We start from the raw sequence: 20,869 nt of genomic DNA on the forward strand, positions 1-20,869 counted from the left end.
ATTGAATCACAGTGACCACAGGTGAAAATAATAACCTCACCTGAATTCTTTAAACTTAAAGCATAAAATTCAAAAACACATCATAATTAATATTTATTTAGTAGGTTTAAAATCTATATTCAATACCGCCCTGAATAGTACGACCACGATTAGGTGTCAGTGAAAGTGAATCACCATAATTAACAATATAAGCACGATTAGTTATATTTTCTATTGTTCCACGCAAAGTTAAATCATTCGTTACTTTATAACTAGCATGAATATCAAATAACGTATACTTCGGCCAATCAGCTACATAGGCAGTATTCGGATAACCATCTTTATTCGTCACCGACTTATCTTGATGTCCTTTGTTATAACGGATAGTAGTGCCGAAATCCAGCTTTTGATCAAATATTCTGCCACCCAAAACCAAACTACCTCTATCACCCGGCAAATAAGCTGAAGAACCAAATAAATTACTGGCCTTGTAGCATTCTATCTTATTATTTGCATCATTATCATCAATGGGATATGAACGAACCTTCCAAGAAGCATCCCTAATAATGCCATGCCTTTGCACTCCACCTAACCAAGCTTTTTTTGAACAAACACTATTAACACCAATCATTCTGGTATAATTTACCGTCGTATAAAATAAACCCGCATCATAACTTAATTGATACTCTAGCCCACGAAAATGTGTTGCTAACAAATTATTAATATAGGTTGCATTCGCAAAAGACTCACCACTAAATTTGGGCTTTTGTTTAGATAACTCAAGATTAATATAATTAGTTACCCGGGTATCAAAGTAGGCGAGCTTAGCAACCAGACGGTCTTCATTGATAAACAGACCTGTATGCTGAATATTTAGGCCGGCCTCCCAAGCTTTAGCGTTCTCTGCCGCCAACAAAGGGTTAGGTAAAATCCAACCATGGCCATGTGCACTACCGGTGGCCAGCATTTCAGTCATCGCCGGCGGTCGCCAGGATTTACCGTAGTGACCAAAAAACTCCAACCAAGGAACCCCGGGCTTAATGCCGATACCTGCGGTGGGTGAAAACTGTCTTGCACGGCGATTAACATCCCATGCCATCGTTAGCGGTGAATTAGAAGAACACCGGGTACTGACATGCTCGGACTGCTCATGCACGCTTGAGTCACAAGGATTTTCACGGGTATAAGGGTGGCGAAACCCATTCAGTGGCATCCAGGTATTACCTTGTATGCGAAATTGGTCATGCCGCAGCCCCCCCTCCAACCGCAGCCAATCATTATAATCATAATTCAGTTGGGCAAAGGTGCTGGTAATAGCGCGCAGCCCTGCTGGCGTCAGCCCATTAACCCTTTTATCCACTGGAGTTATAACATCAAGGTAGTCATTAGTCGTACGCCCGCGGGAACGGTCACTAAACCACTCAAGGCCATATTTAATACGTAATTGATAGTGATCAGCAGCAGTCAATAAACTGGTATTTTGTAGTTGTAAACCTTGGGTCGTCAGGCGGGTTTGGGTCCAATATTGTTTGCGGAAAATGGCATTCGCGTTGTGGGTATCGGTGTAATCATCAGTGTCTACGTAATAGATTTTGGCGCTGGCGTCCAACCAGGCAATATGCTCCGGCTTTAGGCTATAATCCAAGCCAATATTACGATTCATTACATCGCTAGTACTGTTACTTAACCAACCATATGTGAAAATATGTGGTGTGGCTCTATCATATAAAAGAGTAAACATACCAGCATTGGGACTCTGTACTTGTGTTTGTAAATAACTGAGGACTAGCCGTTGATCGGTAGCTAAATTCCAACCTATTTTTGCTAACCGGGAGTGCATTTTATAGTGCGTAAACGCGATTTTATTATTCTTAATATCATGGTCAAATTTACTCTCTTTCGTCCCCATGCGTATTTCACCAAGGTAGCCTTTATTCCCCGGCCAATAGTCTTTTAAGTTACGCTCACTGGCGGCTATTAATATATCGCCATCTTCATTACCTAATGCCAGCATGGCACTACCAATAAATTGAGTACCATTATCACCGGTTATAGCACGGATTTTGCCGCCAATTTCTTTTCCCTGTTCAAGGAAGTCGCTGGCATTAATGGTATTAAAGGTTGCAATTCCACCAATGACTCCCGCCCCCCCTATACCGCTGGAGACACCTTTTTCAATGACCACATTACCCAATATTTCCGGATCGATATACATCACCCCATGGCGCTGGCCATGACCACTTTTCATAAAGTTCTGCCGCATGCCATCGATATTCATATTGATACGACCGTAATCTTGTATTCCACGGATATTAACCGAAAGTGCAGGGTCGTTCTGGCTAACACTGGAGTAAACTCCCGGCGTTTGTTCCAGTATATCGGCGGCATGGCGGGCTGGCCGGTGGTCCATTTGTTCGCGCGATATCTCGCTCACTGAGCGAGGTTTATCATAGATCCAATCACCATCATGAGGAGGGCTTGCCCCTTCCACTTTGAGCTCATCTAACACCATGTCATGCTCATTAGATGATTCAGCATTTACGCGCTCTGAATAACCCTGCGCACTGAGGGCCAAAAATAGACTTAAGGCCATTTTATTCATTGGTCTTATTATTGTATCTTTATCTCTAACTATATTATCCATTTATGAGATTTCATCCTTATTAATATAAAAATAATATATATATTAATCATTAGCCGTAGCTTAATGGCCTTTGAAATAAAATTCAGCAATAGGAACATCGCCAAATAATAGAAGTTATCCGGTGAGTGATATTGTGTTATTTTCTATAAATTAAATAAGTTACTGCATCAAATAAATGGAACATTACATTGGAAATAAAGTGCACTACTTTATTAGAGGGCAAGGTAATTTGTTTCAGTAAAATACATCGCTATTTCAGTTAAATTGATTCATTTAATTTTTTAATGCTAGTAGAGGTTTTACTATAGCGCCATTATTTGATAATAATTATCATAATCATTTCTGGTTATAAACTCAACGGCATATTAAAAATAAAACAGCATGTTATTGAGTGCATTGGTTTTATAAGAGAAATAAGTAATAAATAGTAGTTGGCGTTAAATGAATTAAAATTCCCACATAAAGTCGGTAGAAATAAAATATTGTCGAGTAGCTATAACGCAAAACGGGCCACAATAAATGTGGCCCGCTCCCAGTATTAATGAATTACATTAATACTCTGCAAATTAAAATAACCGCGTTTTAGCTTCAGCAATGGCCGATGCCACTTGCTGCGGCGAAACACCGCCTTTAGCGACCCGCTTATCCAGACAAGATTGCAATGCCAGAATCGGATACACATCATCATTGATGACCGCACTGAATTTCTGCAAATCACTCAGCGATAAAGCCTCTAATGCTTTGCCCTGACGAATAGCCTCAACAACCGCCTCACCCACAATATGGTGAGCTTCACGGAAAGGCACACCTTTAGCAACCAGATAGTCAGCCAACTCTGTCGCATTGGCATAACCTTGCTCAGCCGCTTCTTTACAGCGCGGGCGTTTTACTTGAATGCCATCCAGCACCAGCGCTGCCATATGCAGGCAATCAAGCCAGGTATCGAGTGCATCAAACAGCCCTTCTTTGTCTTCCTGCATGTCTTTGTTATAAGCCAGAGGCAAGCCTTTCAGCGTCATCATCATCCCAGTCAATGCGCCCTGTACCCGACCACATTTCCCACGGATTAATTCCAATGCATCTGGATTTTTCTTTTGCGGCATCAGGGAAGAGCCCGACGTAACGCGATCAGATAAGTCGACAAAAGCGGCTTCACCACTGTTGAAGAAGATCAGGTCTTCGGCAAAGCGGGATAAATGCACCATGCCGATGCTGGCATTAGACAGCAATTCCAGCACATGGTCGCGGTCGGAAACACTATCCAGACTGTTACGTGTTGCCGAAGCAAAACCTAACCAGCCCGCCAGTTGTTCACGATCGATGGCATAAGCTGTTCCTGCCAGCGCACCACTGCCTAACGGACTGACATCCAAACGTTTTAGTGTGTCTTGCAGGCGGCTTTCATCGCGGGAAAGCATTTCAGCATAGGCCAGACACCAGTGTGCGAAGGTGACAGGTTGTGCCCGTTGCAAGTGGGTATAGCCTGGCATGACGGCATCTTGGTTAGCTTCAGCAGTGATAACCAGCGCCTGCTGCAACTGCTGCACCGCGGTTTTCAATTCCGTTATCTGGAACTTACACCACAATTTCAGATCCGTTGCCACTTGGTCATTACGGCTACGCCCGGTATGCAGCTTTTTGCCTAAATCGCCCACTTTTTCAATCAGTTTGGTTTCAACCCAGCTGTGGATATCTTCCGCATCGCTGGCCAAAATAGCTTGTGGATCGGCCTGCACTTCTTCCAACAAAACAGAGAGTGCCTGCTCAAGTTGTTGCTGTTCTGAATCGGTCAAAACGCCAACTGTGACCAGTGCTTTCGACCAGGCAACAGAACCGATAATATCCTGTTCAGCCAGTCGGTAATCAAACCGCAGGGAATCATTAAACTGCTTAAAACGCTGATCTGCCGCCTGACTGAACCGTCCGCCCCACAATGCCATAATTTTGCTTCCCTAGATTGTGAATATACCCATCATCTTTAGGGATGATTGGCATTGAAATTGTGTTGATATAGAAAATCATAATATACCCAAAGTTGTTGGAGTTGCAGCAAAGCCGCAACTTCAAATACAGCGGGTATTAAGCCAGAATACGGGTACCAATCGGCACGCCATTAAACAGGGCTGGCAGCTGATCGGCATGACGCCAACTGGCGATATCTACCGGACGACCTAATGAACGTGCCGCATCCAGCGCCGCATTCACTTTAACCACCATACCGTCAGTAATGATGCCCTGAGCAATTAATTGCTCGGCTTTTTGCGCCGTCATCTCCGCTATCCGTTGGCCCTTGCCATCCAGAATGCCACTGACATCTGACAGTAAAATCAAATCTGCGCCCAGCGTGGCAGCCAATGCTGTTGCGGCCTGATCCGCATTCACATTCATTAATTTGCCATCAATAGTGATACCAATAGAGCTGATGATTGGCATGTAATCCGCAGCCAGCAAGGTTTGCACCAAAGCCGGAGAACCCGGTAATGCTTTACCGACATGCCCCAGTTCGGCATCTAATGGCGTAACTTCTACGGTATTGCCATCGCCCAGACACAAACCGACAGCATTGATTTGGTGTTTTACCGCCCAAGCCAGCAGGGTTTTGTTAGCCGTACCGGCCAATGCACCGGTAATGATATCAATCTGATCGGCTGGGGTAACACGCAGGCCGTTTTTCTTCACTACCGGCAAAGCGAGTTTTTTCATCAAATCATCAACCAGGCAACCACCACCGTGCATAATCACCAGCGGGCGCTCATGTTTCTCACGATAGGTCACCAATGCAGTAAACAGGCGTTCCAGCGCTTCTTCGCTGTCCAGCAACACGCCACCTAATTTAATGACTAATGGGTTCATTATGTTTCGCCTCGATGTACCCGTCGTCTTTCAAGTTGCAGGGTTGTTGGCTGCCATCATTCACTCAACTCATTGAGTTCATTCTGTTATCGCCTACCTGCAACTCGAAATCTATTGGGTATAATTAGATTATATTTCTGTATTTTCTGGTTCTGGCTCGGTGCTTTACCCTCTGGCCGCCTACAACAGCGACTGGGTTTCCGCAAAGCCAAAACGTATATTCATGCATTGGACAGCCTGTGCTGCCGCACCTTTTAGCAGGTTATCTTCTGTCGCGACAATAATTAAATGTTCGCCCTGTACAGAGAAACCAATATCACAGAAAGGTAAACCCACCACCGCTTTCAGTGCTGGCACGCCTTGCTGATATAACCGCACCAGTGGCTTATCCTGATATGCATTGTGATAGGCCTCGGCGATATCTTGTGCTGTCACTCCGGCTTTCAAACGGCAGGTGATGGTCGCCAAAATGCCCCGGGCAAAATTCCCCAAATGCGGCGTAAAAATGACCGGCGTGCCAAGGTGAGCAACAATTTCCGGCTGATGACGATGATTAAACAAGCCGTACGGTTGCAAACTCACTTCGCAGAAGCTGTTGCCGATACTGGCTTTACGTCCCGCGCCACTCACACCACTGACCGCGTTAATCACCGGCCATTGTGCTTCATTGAGCAAATCGCCATCGACCAATGGCTTAAGTGCCAATTGTGATGCGGTTGGGTAGCAACCCGGTACGGCAATCAATTGCGCCTGTTTAATCTCTTCGGCCTGCCATTCAGCCAGCCCATAAACCGCTTTATCCAGCCAATCGGCATGTTGATGCTCGAAACCATAATATTGGCGGTAAAACGCTGTGTCCTGAACCCGGAATGCCCCCGAGAGATCAAACACCACGCAGCCTGCTGCCAGGAATTGTGGGGCTAAATCATGGCTAACTTCATGGGCAGTGGCGAGGAAGACAACATCAACACCTTTTGCCGCCTGAGCCACATCCACCAAGGGTTGCAGCGGAAGATCGATAATGCCTTTTAGTTGCGGATGCAGATCAGAAAGTAATTTTCCTGCATCTGCACTTTGCGCTGAAACCGTTAAACCGGTTATGTTCATATGTGGGTGACGATTCAGGTAAGCCGTAAGCTCCGCTCCGGCATAACCACTGGCACCAACAATCAGCGTATTCAACATGGGTTTAGTTTACCTTCTGACTAAATTGTATTTATGCGTTTAAAGACATAAATACTCAAAACCGTTATCCGGGTTCTCAGCAAGGTTTTACTGTTCCCCCACGTGATTGAGCATTGACATTTTCGTAAAATTAAGGGCGCTTTTGGGTTCCCTTACGCTCAAGCTTAATGTATTTTTATTCATAATTACTGCATGAATATTGATACTATCCTAACCAAAGGCTGTCAACAGTGAAGATGAAATTACCTCCATTTATTGAGCTGTATCGGGCATTAATCGCCACACCATCGATCAGCGCAACCGATAGTGCTCTCGACCAAAGTAATGAGTCGCTAATCAACTTGTTGGCCGGATGGTTTGCTGATCTGGGTTTTCGTGTCGAAATCCAGCCTGTACCTGATACTCGCCACAAATTTAATCTGCTCGCCTCTATTGGTGAAGGTCAGGGTGGATTGCTGCTGGCGGGCCACACCGATACCGTCCCCTATGATGAAGGGCGCTGGACGCGCGACCCATTCACCCTGACTGAGCATGACAATAAGTTGTATGGTTTGGGTACCGCGGATATGAAAGGGTTTTTTGCCTTTATTCTGGATACGGTACGCGATATTGATGCCAGTAAACTGAGTAAGCCGCTGTATATTCTGGCAACTGCCGATGAAGAGACCACCATGGCAGGCGCGCGTTATTTTGCCGCGTCTACCCAGTTGCGCCCCGACTTCGCCATTATTGGTGAGCCAACATCACTGCAACCGGTGCGGGCGCACAAAGGGCATATTTCCAACGCCATCCGTATTACCGGCCAGTCTGGTCACTCCAGTGATCCCGCGCGTGGTGTGAATGCCATTGATTTGATGCATGAATCTATCACCCAGTTGATGAAACTGCGCACCACCCTACAAGAGCGTTATAACAACCCGGCGTTTGCCATTCCTTATCCGACGATGAATTTCGGTCATATTAATGGCGGTGATGCCGCAAACCGTATCTGTGCTTGCTGTGAATTGCATATGGATATCCGCCCGCTGCCGGGCCTGACATTAAGTGATCTGGATGAGTTAATGACTGAAGCGTTGGCACCAGTGAGTGAGCGCTGGCCGGGCCGCTTGAGTATTGATGAGCTGCACCCGCCGATCCCAGGTTATGAGTGCCCAACCGATCACCATATGGTGGGCGTTATCGAGAAATTACTCGGTGAGCGCACCGCGGTGGTTAACTACTGCACCGAAGCGCCGTTTATCCAGCAAGTTTGCCCAACATTGGTATTGGGCCCTGGGTCTATCAATCAAGCCCATCAGCCGGATGAATTTATCGATATGGCCTTTATCGAGCCAACCCGCGAGCTAATTGGTCAGTTAGTTGATCATTTCTGTCAGCAGAAATAACCCTAATGGGGTAGTCGGATCAAAATTACCGATTAGCCAGACTGATAACCTGACCTCGGTAATTAAATTTCAACAATATCCCTAAAATTGATGTTTTTTTGCTAAAAATAGTGTCAATTGGGGTATGGAATTGAACGCGGCGAGTGGAAATGTCCATCTCAGCCTTTTGAGTGAAATTAATTTACAAAAAAAACCATAAAAGTTTATACCCAAAGTCATTGGCGTTGCAGATAGGCAGCAAGTGAACAAATCCCGATGAGCTGACACTGGTCAGTGATTCGGGTGAGTGAGCGCCGCTAACAACCCTGCGGCGTCAAGGGCGAAGGGGATATGGGTCAGGGGTCATATGAACGAACAATATTCCGCAATGCGAAGTAACGTCAGTATGCTCGGTAAACTACTCGGGGATACCATCAAGGAAGCGCTAGGCGAACACATTCTTGATCGGGTAGAAACCATCCGTAAATTATCTAAATCTTCGCGTGCTGGTAATGAAGCGAGCCGTCAGGAGCTACTGACGACGCTGCAAAATCTGTCCAACGACGAGCTGCTACCGGTAGCCCGTGCTTTTAGCCAATTCCTCAATCTGACGAATACGGCAGAGCAATACCACAGTATTTCGCCACACGGTGAAGCGGCAAGTAATCCGGAAGCTCTGGCCCAACTGTTCACCCGCTTAAAAGAGAAAAATTTGAGCGAAAAGGACATGCGCAGTGCGGTTGACGAATTATCCATTGAGCTGGTGTTGACCGCTCACCCAACCGAAATCACTCGCCGCACCCTGATCCACAAACTGGTTGAAGTGAATACTTGCCTGAGCCAACTGGATCACAACGATTTAGCCGATTACGAACGCAACAAGATCATGCGTCGTTTGCGTCAGTTAGTTGCACAATCATGGCATACCGACGAAATTCGTAAAATTCGCCCTTCCCCAGTCGATGAAGCTAAATGGGGCTTTGCGGTAGTTGAAAATAGTCTGTGGGAAGGTGTGCCCGCATTCCTGCGTGAGTTTAACGAGCAGTTGCAAAACTCCCTCGATTACCGCTTGCCTGTCGAGGCGGTGCCGATTCGTTTCACCTCATGGATGGGCGGCGACCGCGACGGTAACCCCAATGTCACCGCAGAGATCACTCGCCATGTGCTGTTACTGAGCCGCTGGAAAGCGACCGATTTGTTCCTGCGTGATATTCAAGTGCTGGTGTCCGAGCTTTCTATGTCGGAATGTACGCCGGAATTGCGTGAACTGGCCGGTGGCGAAGAGGTGCTTGAACCTTATCGCGAGCTGATGAAGCGCGTGCGCACCCAGTTGACCAATACTCAGGCCTATCTGGAAAGCCGTCTGAAAGGCGAGCGCGTATTGCCGCCAACTGACTTGCTGGTCAGCAATGATCAACTGTGGGACCCGCTCTATGCGTGCTATCAGTCCCTGAAAACCTGTGGCATGGAAATCATCGCCAACGGCCAATTGCTGGACACTCTGCGCCGTGTACGCTGTTTTGGTGTGCCATTGGTGCGTATCGATGTGCGTCAGGAAAGTACCCGTCATACCGATGCTATTGCTGAACTGACTCGCTATCTGGGCCTTGGCGATTATGAAAGCTGGTCTGAAGCAGATAAACAAGCCTTCCTGATCCGCGAGCTGAACTCCAAACGCCCATTGGTTCCACTGAAATGGGAACCTAGCGCCGACACGCAAGAAGTGCTGGAAACCTGCCGGGTTATCGCCGAAGCGCCGCAAGGCTCTATCGCCGCTTATGTTATCTCCATGGCCAAAGTGCCGTCGGACGTGCTGGCGGTGCATTTGCTGCTGAAAGAAGCCGGTTGTCCATTCACTCTGCCCGTCGCGCCACTGTTCGAAACGCTTGATGACCTCAACAATGCCGACGACGTGATGACCCAGTTGCTGAGTATCGACTGGTATCGCGGCCTGATCCAAGGCAAGCAAATGGTGATGATTGGCTATTCTGACTCGGCGAAAGATGCCGGCGTGATGGCCGCCTCTTGGGCGCAATATCGCGCGCAGGATGCATTAATCAAAACCTGTGAGAAAGCGGGTATCTCCCTGACGCTGTTCCATGGCCGTGGCGGTTCGATTGGCCGCGGTGGAGCACCGGCGCACGCCGCTCTGCTCTCTCAGCCTCCGGGTAGCCTGAAAGGCGGCTTACGTGTTACTGAACAGGGCGAGATGATTCGCTTCAAGTTTGGCCTGCCGGAAGTCACTATCAGTAGCCTGGCGCTGTATGCCGGTGCCATTCTGGAAGCGAATTTGTTACCACCGCCAGAGCCGAAAAAAGAATGGGTTGAGGTGATGGATTTGCTGTCTGATGCATCCTGCGATATGTATCGCGGCTACGTGCGTGAGAATCCCGAGTTTGTTCCTTACTTCCGCGCGGCAACACCGGAGCTGGAGTTAGGTAAATTGCCATTGGGTTCACGCCCGGCAAAACGCCGCCCAGACGGTGGCGTAGAGAGTCTGCGTGCCATCCCATGGATTTTCGCCTGGACGCAAAACCGTCTGATGCTACCCGCTTGGCTGGGTGCCGGTGCCGGTTTGCAGAAAGCGATCGATGCTGGTAAGAAAGAGGCATTAGCCACTATGTGCCGTGATTGGCCATTCTTCTCTACCCGCATTGGTATGCTGGAGATGGTATTTGCGAAAGCCGATTTATGGCTGGCTGAATATTACGATCAGCGCCTGGTGGATAAATCTTTGTGGCCGTTAGGCCAGCAATTACGCGACCAATTAGAAGCGGATATTAAAGTGGTGTTGGCCATTGCCAACGATGATCACTTAATGGCTGATTTGCCGTGGATTGCAGAGTCTATCGCGTTGCGTAACGTGTACACCGACCCATTAAACGTGTTGCAAGCCGAGCTGTTACACCGCTCGCGTCAGCAAGAACACCCAGATGCCCGTGTTGAGCAGGCTTTGATGGTGACGATTGCTGGTGTTGCCGCCGGGATGCGGAATACAGGTTAGAGGTGATACAAGGGGGAGGAAACTCCCCTTTTTCATGGGGTTAAGGTTTCGGTTGCTAATCGTTCAGTGATCAACTTATCTCCACAACCTCAACCGAGTTAAGGCCCATAAGCGTGGGCCTTAACAATCCGCGCTTTTCGCGAGCATCCTTGCTTGCCCACTCACTCTACCCTCCATCCTTGTCGGCAATATTCCTGATTGCACTTAACATCAAAGCCCAAAAACCAAGGTTTTGACCTTAATATTTAAAAGCACATTTGAGCAGCCGAGTGAAGAGTGTAGGCAAGGCAATCCGCCATGGACGGCGGATTGAGGCGTCACGCGGAGGGACCCGCGTAAAGCCGTCCGTTAGCCGAAACGATGAGTTGAGGGCCACCCACGAAGTGGGCGAGCGATACGTGCGCAAGCGCGGGATTGTTAAGGGTGTGCGCTCACACACCCTTGACCGGTTGGGGCGGCGGAGATTAAGTGAGTCGTGAAGCTTTAACAACCGAACCCGATCACTAAATCCATGGAAGACAAAACCAACCTCATCCCCCTAAAAACTAAGGCCTCACCCCGAGGGTATGGCAAATCGCATAACTCAACTCTGCGCGGTTCAAGGTATAGAAATGGAAATCCTTCACCCCTTCACGGCTTAGAATCTTCACCATGTCCATCGCAACAGATGCCCCGACCATTTTGCGCGTCTCAGGGTCGTCATCCAGCCCTTCAAAAATGCTGGTCATCCAATTAGGCACTCGCACATTGGTCATGGTGGCAAAGCGCTGAAGCTGCTTAAAATTAGACACCGGTAAAATACCCGGGACAATCTCAACATCAATACCCGTCGCCACACAGCGGTCGCGAAAACGCAGGTAACTTTCCACATCAAAGAAGAACTGGGTGATAGCGCGGTTAGCGCCAGCATCAATTTTACGCTTCAGGTTAATCAAGTCTGCCTGCGCGCTTTTGGCTTCAGGATGCACTTCCGGGTAAGCCGCAACAGAGATATCAAAATCCCCCACGTCTTTCAGCAAGGTCACCAAATCAGCAGCATACATTTCTGGTTTGCCACTGTTCGGTGGTAGGTCACCACGCAAAGCAACAATATGGCGAATACCGCTATTCCAGTAGTCAGTGGCGATATCACGTAACTGAGTCGGAGAAGCATCAACACAGGTCAGGTGCGGCGCAGCTTCAAGGCCGGTACGCTCTTTAATCCCTTTGATGATACTGTGAGTGCGGTCGCGCTCACCCGAGTTAGCGCCATAAGTTACTGAGACAAACTTCGGCTTCAGAGTGCTCAAACGGTCAATTGAGCTCCACAGAGTGTCTTCCATCTCGCTGGTACGCGGCGGGAAAAATTCAAAAGAAACATTAATCTGACCTTGCAGCTCTGCCAGACTTTGATTCAGCGCTTCCCGCTGGTTTGCGTGAAAAAAACTCATACCCTGTTACTCCATTGCCTATGATTGTCGCTTCGACGACTTATGTTATCTGTCACTGTCCAATTATGAGCGTCTATACGTTTAGACGTCTAAATAGAAAATGACCGAAGTTGGCGAAAGAGTCAACTTTTAAATAAGTTTAGAGCGATGATTAATCTTCACGCGCAATACGCGGAAAATTCATGTAGAGGATAACGGGATATTGTGCCTCCCCTACGTCAGGCAGAGGAGGCAAGTAACAGCAGATTACAGCAGTTGAGACAGACGATTTAAATCCGACTGAATGGCTCCAGCGGTGACATCACGACCCGCCCCTGGGCCACGAATGACCAACGGATTATCGCGATACCAACGGCTCTCAATGGCGAATACGTTATCGCAAGGTAGCAAGGAGGCCAATGGATGGTCAGCGCGAACCGCTTCAACGCCCACCCGCGCCTTACCATTGGCATCAAAGCGGGCGACGTAACGTAATACCAGCCCCATCTCATTCGCTGCTTCTAAGCGCTGAATCATTTGCTGATTCAATGCTTCGCCATTTTCAAAGAATTGATCCACTGAGCCGACATCTGCACCCGCAGGTACCAATGACTCCACTCGCACTTGATTCGGTTCGATGTCATAACCGGCTTCACGGGCTAAGATAACCAGCTTGCGCATGACATCCTGACCCGAGAGATCCACGCGCGGATCGGGCTCCGTCAGACCTTGCTGCCAGGCTTGATCCACCAGCTCGGTAAAGGGCACCGTGCCGTCAAATTGCAGGAACAACCAAGACAGCGTCCCGGAGAAAATACCGCTAATGGCCAAGATGCTGTCGCCACTATCACGCAAGTCACGCACGGTGTGGTTCACCGGTAAACCGGCACCGACCGTGGCGTTATACAGCCAATGGCGACCGGTTTTGGCAAAAGCATCACGGATTTGGCGATAGTTATTGCTGCTTGAAGCACCGGCTAATTTATTGGCACTGATCACATGGAAGCCGTAACTGGCGAAATCCAGATATTGCTCGGCAAGTGACTCGCTGGCGGTGACATCCAACACCACCAAATCATCAAACGGGTGCGCGCGCATCCACAAGAACAGTGATTCTTCATCCTGCTCTTTGGCTTCATCATCATAAAATGCCAGTGTCCGGCTAGCATCCAGCCCGTCATAACTCAGCAGGCTACGACGGCTGTCGACAACCCCGGCTAGCACGAATTCGAAACCACTGCGGGCCGAAATATTTTTTTGCTCACGGGCAAACAGCTCCAGCCAACGAGCACCAATGTTACCTTTGCCAAACAGCATCAAACCAATGCGTTTTTCGGCGCGGAACAGCGACTGATGCAGCCCTTGAATCAAGTGCTCAGTCGGCCCAAGACGCAGCACGGCAACCATGCTGATACCGTCTTCCGCCTGCCAGATAAATTCAACCGGCTGATCTTTCAACTGTTGATAAAAACGGTGGCTGTGTAGCGGGTTTTTACTCACTCCTGCACCAACCAATGCTACCAGAGCCAACCCCTCACGCAGAGATAATTTCCCCGGCAGCGTGGCGTCTTCCAGCACTCTGAGCGCACTGTTAACCACTTCTGAGGTATAGCAAAGTTGCAATAGATTGCGGTCAGGATGGATACCGGTCGCCAGCGGTTTGATTTGCGCACGTTTGAGGAGCAAATCAATTTCTTTCTGTGCCAGCGAGAAATCGTGGTGGCTGGCAATCTGTAATTCGATCAGGCAAACATCATCATGGCTGGTGACAATCTTGGCACCAGACCCGGAGGCCAGTACCCGCTCAATGCGCGTTGAACCTTGCTCCGGCTGATAGCTACAGCGCAGTTGTAAATCAATATCGCTGCCTGAAACCGGCTGTAACGTGCGGGTATGCAGTACCGGGGCCGCCAGCCGGGCTAATTCACTGGCTTCATCCAGCCGCAGTAATGGCAGTAAACAGGCGTCTTTCACTTTACGTGGGTCAGCGCTATATACCCCAGCAACATCACTCCAGATGGTGACGCGCTCGACACCCGCCAGCGCACCAACTTGGGTCGCTGAGTAGTCACTGCCGTTGCGCCCCAACAACACGGTTTCACCGGTGTTATTGCGCGAAATAAAGCCAGTCACCACCAAGCGCTGATGCGGGTGTTGTGCCATCAATTGCTGCAACAACGGGTAAGAGCGGCCTTCATCAATTTGTGGTTGCGCTGCACGTTCCGCGCGCAGGAAGCTGCGGGCATCAAGCCAAGTAGCATCCATATCCAGCTTGTTCAGTACCGCAGCCATCAAACGGGCCGACCAAATCTCGCCATGACCAACCACTTCGGCATAAATAGCATCGTCAACTTTGTTATCCAGCAGACCAGCCAGGCGCTCCAAGTCATGGATAAATTCGCTGATCAGCGGCTCGGCTATTTCTGGTGACAATAAGCCACTAATCAAGTCGTGTTGATAACGACGCAAATTTTGCTGCACCTGATGGGCAGAAAGACGGTCACTTTGACTCAGTTTCAACCAACTAATCAGCTGGTTAGTTGTACTACCTGCCGCAGACACCACCATGAGATCGCCGGGGTGACTGTAGTTAGCCATAATATTGGCCACCCGCAGGTAACACTTCACATCTGCAAGGCTACTACCACCAAATTTATGTAGCTGACGACCAGTAACCGCTGCTGCTACCGCTGTTGCATTCATGCTTACCTCGTTCCCGCCAACTGGAAGGCATTTTCCAAATCGGCAATCAAATCTTCGCTGTCTTCAATACCCGCGGAAATACGCAATAAGCTATCAGTAATGCCTGCGGCAATACGCGCTTCTGCTGCCATGCCGGCATGGGTCATGGTCGCTGCATGGGATATCAGACTTTCGACACCGCCCAAAGACTCTGCCAGAGTAAATAACTCAAGGGCTGAGAGGAAACGGCGCAGTAGCTGCTCATCACCATCGATCTCAAAACTGAGCATCGCACCAAAACCTGATTGCTGACGGCAAGCAATTTCGTGGCCGGGATGTTGTGGCAGGGAAGGATGATACAGCTTTTTCACTAAAGGCTGCTGCTGTAAATAGCGAACAATGTCATCCGCATTACGCTGCTGTTGAGCCATACGTGGCGATAAAGTGCGTAAACCACGTAATAACAAATAGCTATCAAATGCCGCGCCAGTCACACCGATATTATTCGCCCACCACGCCAGCTCAACGGCTAACTCAGGATCTTTGGCAATTACCGCGCCGGCAACCACATCAGAATGCCCATTGAGATATTTGGTACAGGAATGCACGACCAGATCCGCACCTAAAGAGAGAGGCTGCTGCAACGCGGGGCTGAGGAAAGTATTATCACAGACGGTCAGAGCGCCGACGGCGTGAGCAGCTTTACAGATTGCCGCGATATCGACCACCCGCAACAGTGGGTTACTGGGAGTTTCAATTAACACCAGCTTGGGTTTTTCAGCTAATGCTTGGCTCAAGGCGACTTCATCGCCTTGGTCAACAAACAACACCCGATAAGCACCGCGCTTACTGAGGCTATCGAATAAACGGTAGCTGCCGCCGTAGCAGTCGTGCGGAGCAACCAGCAGGTCACCCGGCTTAAGAAATGTGGTGCAAACCAAATGAATCGCTGACATCCCACTGCTGGTCATTACCGCACCAGCGCCCCCCTCCAGTTCAGCCAGCGCGCGCTGCACCACATCACGCGTCGGATTACCGCGACGTGAATAGTCATGGGCGCGTGGCTGATTAAAGTCGATAAAATTATAGGTACTGGAGAGGTGAATCGGGGGGACAACGCAGCCGTATTGCTCGTCATCGTTTAACCCGCTACGGACTGCTATTGTTGCCTGTTTACGCGTCATATGGATTACCACCAGCCGGGATCGAGAAAATGTTACGCCAGAGTAGACGCACAAATTACGGACGTCAATACATCTGGACATCTAAACTTCTTTGCGTATAGATTGAGCAATTGAATAATAACCGCTAAAATTATATGAGTTTTAGCTATCTCAATGATGTCAGTCAGGTTTCGGTGGGGTTTTGTTTAACCACAGAAAATGGCTTAGACCCAATAGATTTCAAGTTGCAGGTAGGAAACAACAGAATAAACTCAAGGAGTTGAGGTAACTCAATGACTTGAGTGAATGAGGGCAAGTAACCCCCTGCGGCTTGAAAGATGACGGGGATAGAAAGGCAATAGCTATCAATAAATAGTAAAAAGGGTTATTTCAGTGACCTTAGTCTAGTAAAATTGACATTTATTTAGTGAGAACAGCGAAGATCGGGCATAATTGGCCGGTTTTCAGAATTTTGTATTTTTCCGACAAATTTAAGGTGTCCCATGGCTGAGTGGAACGGCGAGTATGTCAGCCCTTACGCTGAACACGGTAAGAAAAGCGAACAGGTCAAAAAAATTACGGTATCCATTCCGCTGAAGGTTTTAAAAATCCTCACCGATGAACGGACCCGTCGTCAGGTCAACAACCTGCGACACGCCACCAACAGTGAATTGTTGTGTGAAGCTTTTCTGCATGCATTTACCGGTCAGCCGCTGCCGAACGACGAAGATCTGCGTAAAGAGCGCAGTGATGAAATCCCGGAAGCCGCGAAGATTTTAATGCGTGAGTTGGGTGTTGATCCCGATACCTGGGAATATTGATTCTCGGCAACAACTCGGTTCATCAGTCAACGTGAAGCGAGCTGTAGAAATAAAAAAGGCGCCTAGGGCGCCTTTGACTTATTTAAAGCTGTATTATCTGTGCATATTACTTTCTTATACAAACCGCCAGTCACAAGAATATTCTCATAATATGAAAATAGAGAATTTCCTTATAATTTGACTCACTCTATTTTAATAAAAACTCGGTCTCTCAATTATTATTTTACTCATACGGTTTATTAGGATATAAAGACTTTTCTAATGATTTATCCTTACTGATTAAAAATTAACTCTCGATTGATAAATGGATTTAAAATATGAATGCTAGCCATGCTAAACCCTCCTCTGCATTTACCGCTGCCTCTTGGCTAGCGCTATTAGGTGGTTTTGTTATATTTCTGGTAGGTCTATGGAATGCCGATATGCAATTAAATGAGCGGGGTTACTACTTTGCAGTATTAATACTCGGCCTATTCTCCGCCGTTTCTTTGCAAAAAACAGTACGTGATAAGTTAGAAGGCATGACAACCACTTCAATTTACTACAGTTTATGCTGGGTTGCTTTTATTCTGGCAGTTCTATTGATGTGTGTAGGCCTATGGAATGCAACACTGGCATTGAGTGAAAAAGGCTTTTACGGCGTGACTTTCTTTATGAGTCTGTTTGGTGCTATTGCAGTACAAAAGAATACCCGCGATAGTGCTAACGTCGCCGATTCTGAATCTGTTTCAGTGTTCAATAAAATAAAGGAACCCTTGAAATCTGAGGATTAATCTTTCCTAACTATTGATGACCAGTGGTTAAACTTGATATTCATGTTTAACCATTTTTTCATCCTGTGGACAATCAGATCCTGGAGTGTTTTATATTAAGTACGTCAGAGTAATAATATTATTCCCAGATAAGTCATGAAGAGCGTGCATTAATCATTATTGTTAATTTATCAGCATTACTCATGATGCTATTAAATATACGTTTTATGTTTTCATACTATCTGGTATATCAGTGACACATGATAGTCTTAGAAAACAAAAAAGGCGCCTAGGGCGCCTTTTTCGTCTGACGGGCAATAATTACTTCTTAGCACCCGGCACGCTGAAACGCTTGTTGAAGCGGTCAACACGGCCACCGGTAGCAACATCACGCTGCTTGCCAGTGTAGAACGGGTGGCATTCGCCGCACACGTCCAGATTCAGGTCATGACCAACAGTTGAGTTGATCTTGATAACGTTACCGCAAGAGCAAGAAGCAGTAACTTGTTCGTATTTAGGGTGGATACCTTGTTTCATGGAAAACCTCTATATTTAGGCCGTGTCGCTATCCAGCCCTGTTCCGCCAGACACCACACGATTGATAAATAATTAATTTTATTGATAACTAACTATCGCTGGTAAAATAAGCAACGGCTGTTAACAGAGTTTGATATCGAATTATATCAAAGGCGGCGAATCATACAGAATTTGACCAAACCGCGCAATCGAATCCGCACATTTTGCAGTACGCAGTGTAAACTATCCAATCTTTTTTTATTCAAGCCCATTTCTTTATTCAGGATAACAACACATGTTGGTTGTTCAAGTGGCATTACCCGTACCGCTGAGCCGCACCTTTGATTACCGTTTAGACAGCGCCATGGCCTGCCCGGTAGTGGGTGCTCGCGTCAGTGTGCCATTTGGTAAACGCAAAGCCATCGGGATTGTCGTGGGGATCAGTGATACCAGCGCATTCCCCCTTGAACAACTCAAAACTGTTGATGCCGTTTTAGATAGTCACAGCTTATTTTCACCCAGCCTGTGGCGCATTCTGTGTTGGGCTACCGAGTATTATCACTATCCCATCGGCGAAGTGCTGTTCCATGCCCTGCCCATTTTACTGCGCCAAGGGAAACCTGCGCAATTGGCCCCTTTGTGGCAATGGTTCGTCACTGAGCAGGGGCGGGCCACACCGCCAGAAAGTTTAAAACGCGCACCAAAACAGCAGCAAGCTCTTGCCGCATTATTACAAAAACCAGTCTATCGCCATCAAGTGAATGAGATGGCATTAACCGAAAGCGCATTGCAAGCATTGCGCAGTAAAGGGCTGATTGACCTGCGAGCACAGGAAGTGGCGACCACCGACTGGCGCATTGGCTTCTCGGTGTTAGGTGAGCGTCTGCGACTCAATACCGAGCAGGCCACCGCCGTTGGAGCCATCCGCAGTGAAGATGACCAGTTTGCCGCCTGGCTACTGGCGGGAGTCACTGGTTCCGGTAAAACCGAAGTCTATCTCAGCGTATTGGAAAATATTCTGGCTCAAGGGCGTCAAGCCTTGGTTTTGGTGCCTGAAATTGGCCTGACACCACAGACTATTGCCCGTTTTCGCGAACGGTTCAGTGCGCCGGTTGAAGTGCTCCATTCCGGCTTAAACGACAGCGAGCGTTTATCAGTCTGGCTACGGGCGCGTAATGGCGAGGCCGCCATCATCATTGGCACCCGCTCCGCTCTGTTTACGCCGTTTTCCCGGCTGGGGGTCATTATTATTGATGAAGAGCATGATAGCTCTTATAAGCAGCAGGAAGGCTGGCGTTACCATGCCAGGGATTTAGCCGTATTCCGCGCCCGTGAAGAAAATATTCCTATCGTGATGGGCACGGCGACGCCCGCACTGGAAACATTGCATAACGTGCAAATGGGGAAATATCGCCAGTTAACCCTGTCAAAACGCGCGGGAAATGCCAAACCGGCGGCGCAGCACTTGTTGGATCTAAAAGGCTTACCGCTAAAAGTCGGGCTTTCTCAGCCGCTGCTAAAACGCATGAAAACCCATTTGCAGGCTGACAACCAGGTGATTTTATTCCTCAACCGCCGAGGTTATGCGCCAGCCCTGTTGTGTCATGAATGTGGCTGGATTGCTGAATGCCAGCGCTGTGATCACTATTACACGCTCCATCAGAATCATCGCCAGTTGCGCTGCCACCATTGCGACAGTCAGCGACCGGTACCGCAACAATGCCCGAAATGTGGCTCCACGCATCTGGTCTCGGTGGGTGTTGGTACCGAACAGTTAGAAAATGAACTTGCCCCGCTGTTCCCTGATACTCCGATCACCCGCATCGACCGTGATACCACCAGCCGCAAAGGCTCACTGGAGCAGCACCTTGCGGATGTTCATCAGGGGGGGGCGCGCATCTTGATTGGTACCCAGATGCTGGCAAAAGGTCATCACTTCCCTGATGTCACACTGGTGGCATTATTGGATGTTGACGGCGCACTGTTCTCGGCAGATTTCCGCTCAGCGGAGCGTTTTGCTCAACTTTATACCCAAGTGTCTGGCCGTGCAGGGCGTGCAGGTAAGCAAGGAGAAGTGATTTTACAAACTCATCATCCTGAGCATCCGCTGCTGCAAATTCTGCTACAGCAGGGCTACGATGCCTTTGCCAAGCAAGCATTGGCTGAGCGTAAAAGTGTATTTTTACCGCCTTATACCAGCCATATCATCGTGCGCAGTGAAGACCACGATAACCAGCAATCGGCGCTGTTCCTGCAACAATTACGTAATTTGCTGGAGGCCAGCCCGCTGAAAGATGATGCATTATGGATTATGGGGCCGGTTCCAGCCTTGCAAGCTAAACGCGGTGGTCGCTTTCGCTGGCAATTATTGTTGCAGCATCCTTCTCGGCAATTACTGCAACGGCTGATTAAAACTTCTCAGCCACTTATCAATACATTGCCGCAAGCGCGAAAAGTTAAGTGGACGTTAGATGTCGATCCAATCGACAGCTAAATA

The 20,869-nt window shown here is 48.3% G+C and carries 13 protein-coding genes; 5 read left to right on the forward strand and 8 right to left on the reverse strand.

Annotated features, from left to right (window positions below; genetic code table 11):
* Positions 1–106 precede the first annotated feature (106 nt).
* From FTA96_RS00950 to argC, 4 genes are all read right to left on the reverse strand, one after another.
* Positions 107–2,623 carry a TonB-dependent hemoglobin/transferrin/lactoferrin family receptor gene (locus FTA96_RS00950; protein ID WP_145573021.1) on the reverse strand — a complete coding sequence of 839 codons (2,517 nt, stop codon included), beginning with the start codon at positions 2,621–2,623 and terminating at the stop codon, positions 107–109.
* 566 nt (positions 2,624–3,189) lie between these two features.
* On the reverse strand, positions 3,190–4,563 hold the full coding sequence (gene argH, locus FTA96_RS00955) for an argininosuccinate lyase (RefSeq protein WP_050135753.1): 1,374 nt from the start codon (positions 4,561–4,563) through the stop codon (positions 3,190–3,192).
* A 139-nt stretch (positions 4,564–4,702) separates the two neighbouring features.
* The gene (gene argB / locus FTA96_RS00960; protein ID WP_050111271.1) at positions 4,703–5,476 is read right to left on the reverse strand and encodes an acetylglutamate kinase; all 774 of its coding nucleotides are present in this window, start codon (positions 5,474–5,476) and stop codon (positions 4,703–4,705) included.
* Between the two features lie 180 nt (positions 5,477–5,656).
* On the reverse strand, positions 5,657–6,661 hold the full coding sequence (gene argC, locus FTA96_RS00965; protein WP_050110455.1) for an N-acetyl-gamma-glutamyl-phosphate reductase: 1,005 nt from the start codon (positions 6,659–6,661) through the stop codon (positions 5,657–5,659).
* A gap of 236 nt (positions 6,662–6,897) precedes the next feature.
* Between argC and argE the strand changes: the two genes are divergently transcribed.
* Together argE and ppc are read left to right on the forward strand one after the other, a co-directional pair.
* The gene (argE, locus tag FTA96_RS00970) at positions 6,898–8,046 is read left to right on the forward strand and encodes an acetylornithine deacetylase (RefSeq protein ID WP_050123942.1); all 1,149 of its coding nucleotides are present in this window, start codon (positions 6,898–6,900) and stop codon (positions 8,044–8,046) included.
* A gap of 346 nt (positions 8,047–8,392) precedes the next feature.
* Positions 8,393–11,029 carry a phosphoenolpyruvate carboxylase gene (gene ppc, locus FTA96_RS00975; protein WP_050110453.1) on the forward strand — a complete coding sequence of 879 codons (2,637 nt, stop codon included), beginning with the start codon at positions 8,393–8,395 and terminating at the stop codon, positions 11,027–11,029.
* Between the two features lie 545 nt (positions 11,030–11,574).
* Here the strand turns inward: ppc and metF are convergent.
* The 3 genes from metF to metB form a co-directional block, all read right to left on the reverse strand.
* Positions 11,575–12,459 carry a methylenetetrahydrofolate reductase gene (gene metF, locus FTA96_RS00980; protein WP_050110452.1) on the reverse strand — a complete coding sequence of 295 codons (885 nt, stop codon included), beginning with the start codon at positions 12,457–12,459 and terminating at the stop codon, positions 11,575–11,577.
* Between the two features lie 246 nt (positions 12,460–12,705).
* The gene (locus tag FTA96_RS00985) at positions 12,706–15,141 is read right to left on the reverse strand and encodes a bifunctional aspartate kinase/homoserine dehydrogenase II (protein ID WP_050135757.1); all 2,436 of its coding nucleotides are present in this window, start codon (positions 15,139–15,141) and stop codon (positions 12,706–12,708) included.
* Positions 15,142–15,143: 2 nt separating this feature from the next.
* Positions 15,144–16,304: a cystathionine gamma-synthase gene (metB, locus tag FTA96_RS00990; protein WP_145573024.1), complete on the reverse strand. Its 1,161-nt coding sequence runs from the start codon at positions 16,302–16,304 to the stop codon at positions 15,144–15,146.
* Between the two features lie 482 nt (positions 16,305–16,786).
* Between metB and metJ the strand changes: the two genes are divergently transcribed.
* Both metJ and yiaA read left to right on the forward strand, forming a co-directional pair.
* Positions 16,787–17,104, forward strand: a complete 318-nt coding sequence (gene metJ / locus FTA96_RS00995; RefSeq protein WP_004392248.1) for a met regulon transcriptional regulator MetJ — start codon at positions 16,787–16,789, stop codon at positions 17,102–17,104.
* A 317-nt stretch (positions 17,105–17,421) separates the two neighbouring features.
* Entirely contained in the window at positions 17,422–17,877 is a 456-nt protein-coding gene (gene yiaA / locus FTA96_RS01000) for an inner membrane protein YiaA (RefSeq protein ID WP_145573025.1), read from the forward strand.
* Positions 17,878–18,177: 300 nt separating this feature from the next.
* On the opposite strand, the gene rpmE is transcribed toward yiaA, so the two are convergent.
* Positions 18,178–18,393: a 50S ribosomal protein L31 gene (gene rpmE / locus FTA96_RS01005; RefSeq protein ID WP_050110448.1), complete on the reverse strand. Its 216-nt coding sequence runs from the start codon at positions 18,391–18,393 to the stop codon at positions 18,178–18,180.
* A 274-nt stretch (positions 18,394–18,667) separates the two neighbouring features.
* On the opposite strand from rpmE, the gene priA reads away from it, so the two are divergent.
* Positions 18,668–20,866: a primosomal protein N' gene (priA, locus tag FTA96_RS01010; protein WP_050110447.1), complete on the forward strand. Its 2,199-nt coding sequence runs from the start codon at positions 18,668–18,670 to the stop codon at positions 20,864–20,866.
* Positions 20,867–20,869 lie beyond the last annotated feature (3 nt).

The organism is Yersinia alsatica (genome assembly GCF_902170305.1).
GTDB lineage: Bacteria > Pseudomonadota > Gammaproteobacteria > Enterobacterales > Enterobacteriaceae > Yersinia > Yersinia alsatica.

Coding starts and splice junctions, on each gene's coding strand:
- FTA96_RS00950 (WP_145573021.1), bottom strand. CDS start 2,623: ATGGATAATATAGTTAGAGATAAAGATACAATAATAAGACCAATGAAT.
- argH (WP_050135753.1), bottom strand. CDS start 4,563: ATGGCATTGTGGGGCGGACGGTTCAGTCAGGCGGCAGATCAGCGTTTT.
- argB (WP_050111271.1), bottom strand. CDS start 5,476: ATGAACCCATTAGTCATTAAATTAGGTGGCGTGTTGCTGGACAGCGAA.
- argC (WP_050110455.1), bottom strand. CDS start 6,661: ATGTTGAATACGCTGATTGTTGGTGCCAGTGGTTATGCCGGAGCGGAG.
- argE (WP_050123942.1), top strand. CDS start 6,898: ATGAAATTACCTCCATTTATTGAGCTGTATCGGGCATTAATCGCCACA.
- ppc (WP_050110453.1), top strand. CDS start 8,393: ATGAACGAACAATATTCCGCAATGCGAAGTAACGTCAGTATGCTCGGT.
- metF (WP_050110452.1), bottom strand. CDS start 12,459: ATGAGTTTTTTTCACGCAAACCAGCGGGAAGCGCTGAATCAAAGTCTG.
- FTA96_RS00985 (WP_050135757.1), bottom strand. CDS start 15,141: ATGAATGCAACAGCGGTAGCAGCAGCGGTTACTGGTCGTCAGCTACAT.
- metB (WP_145573024.1), bottom strand. CDS start 16,304: ATGACGCGTAAACAGGCAACAATAGCAGTCCGTAGCGGGTTAAACGAT.
- metJ (WP_004392248.1), top strand. CDS start 16,787: ATGGCTGAGTGGAACGGCGAGTATGTCAGCCCTTACGCTGAACACGGT.
- yiaA (WP_145573025.1), top strand. CDS start 17,422: ATGAATGCTAGCCATGCTAAACCCTCCTCTGCATTTACCGCTGCCTCT.
- rpmE (WP_050110448.1), bottom strand. CDS start 18,393: ATGAAACAAGGTATCCACCCTAAATACGAACAAGTTACTGCTTCTTGC.
- priA (WP_050110447.1), top strand. CDS start 18,668: ATGTTGGTTGTTCAAGTGGCATTACCCGTACCGCTGAGCCGCACCTTT.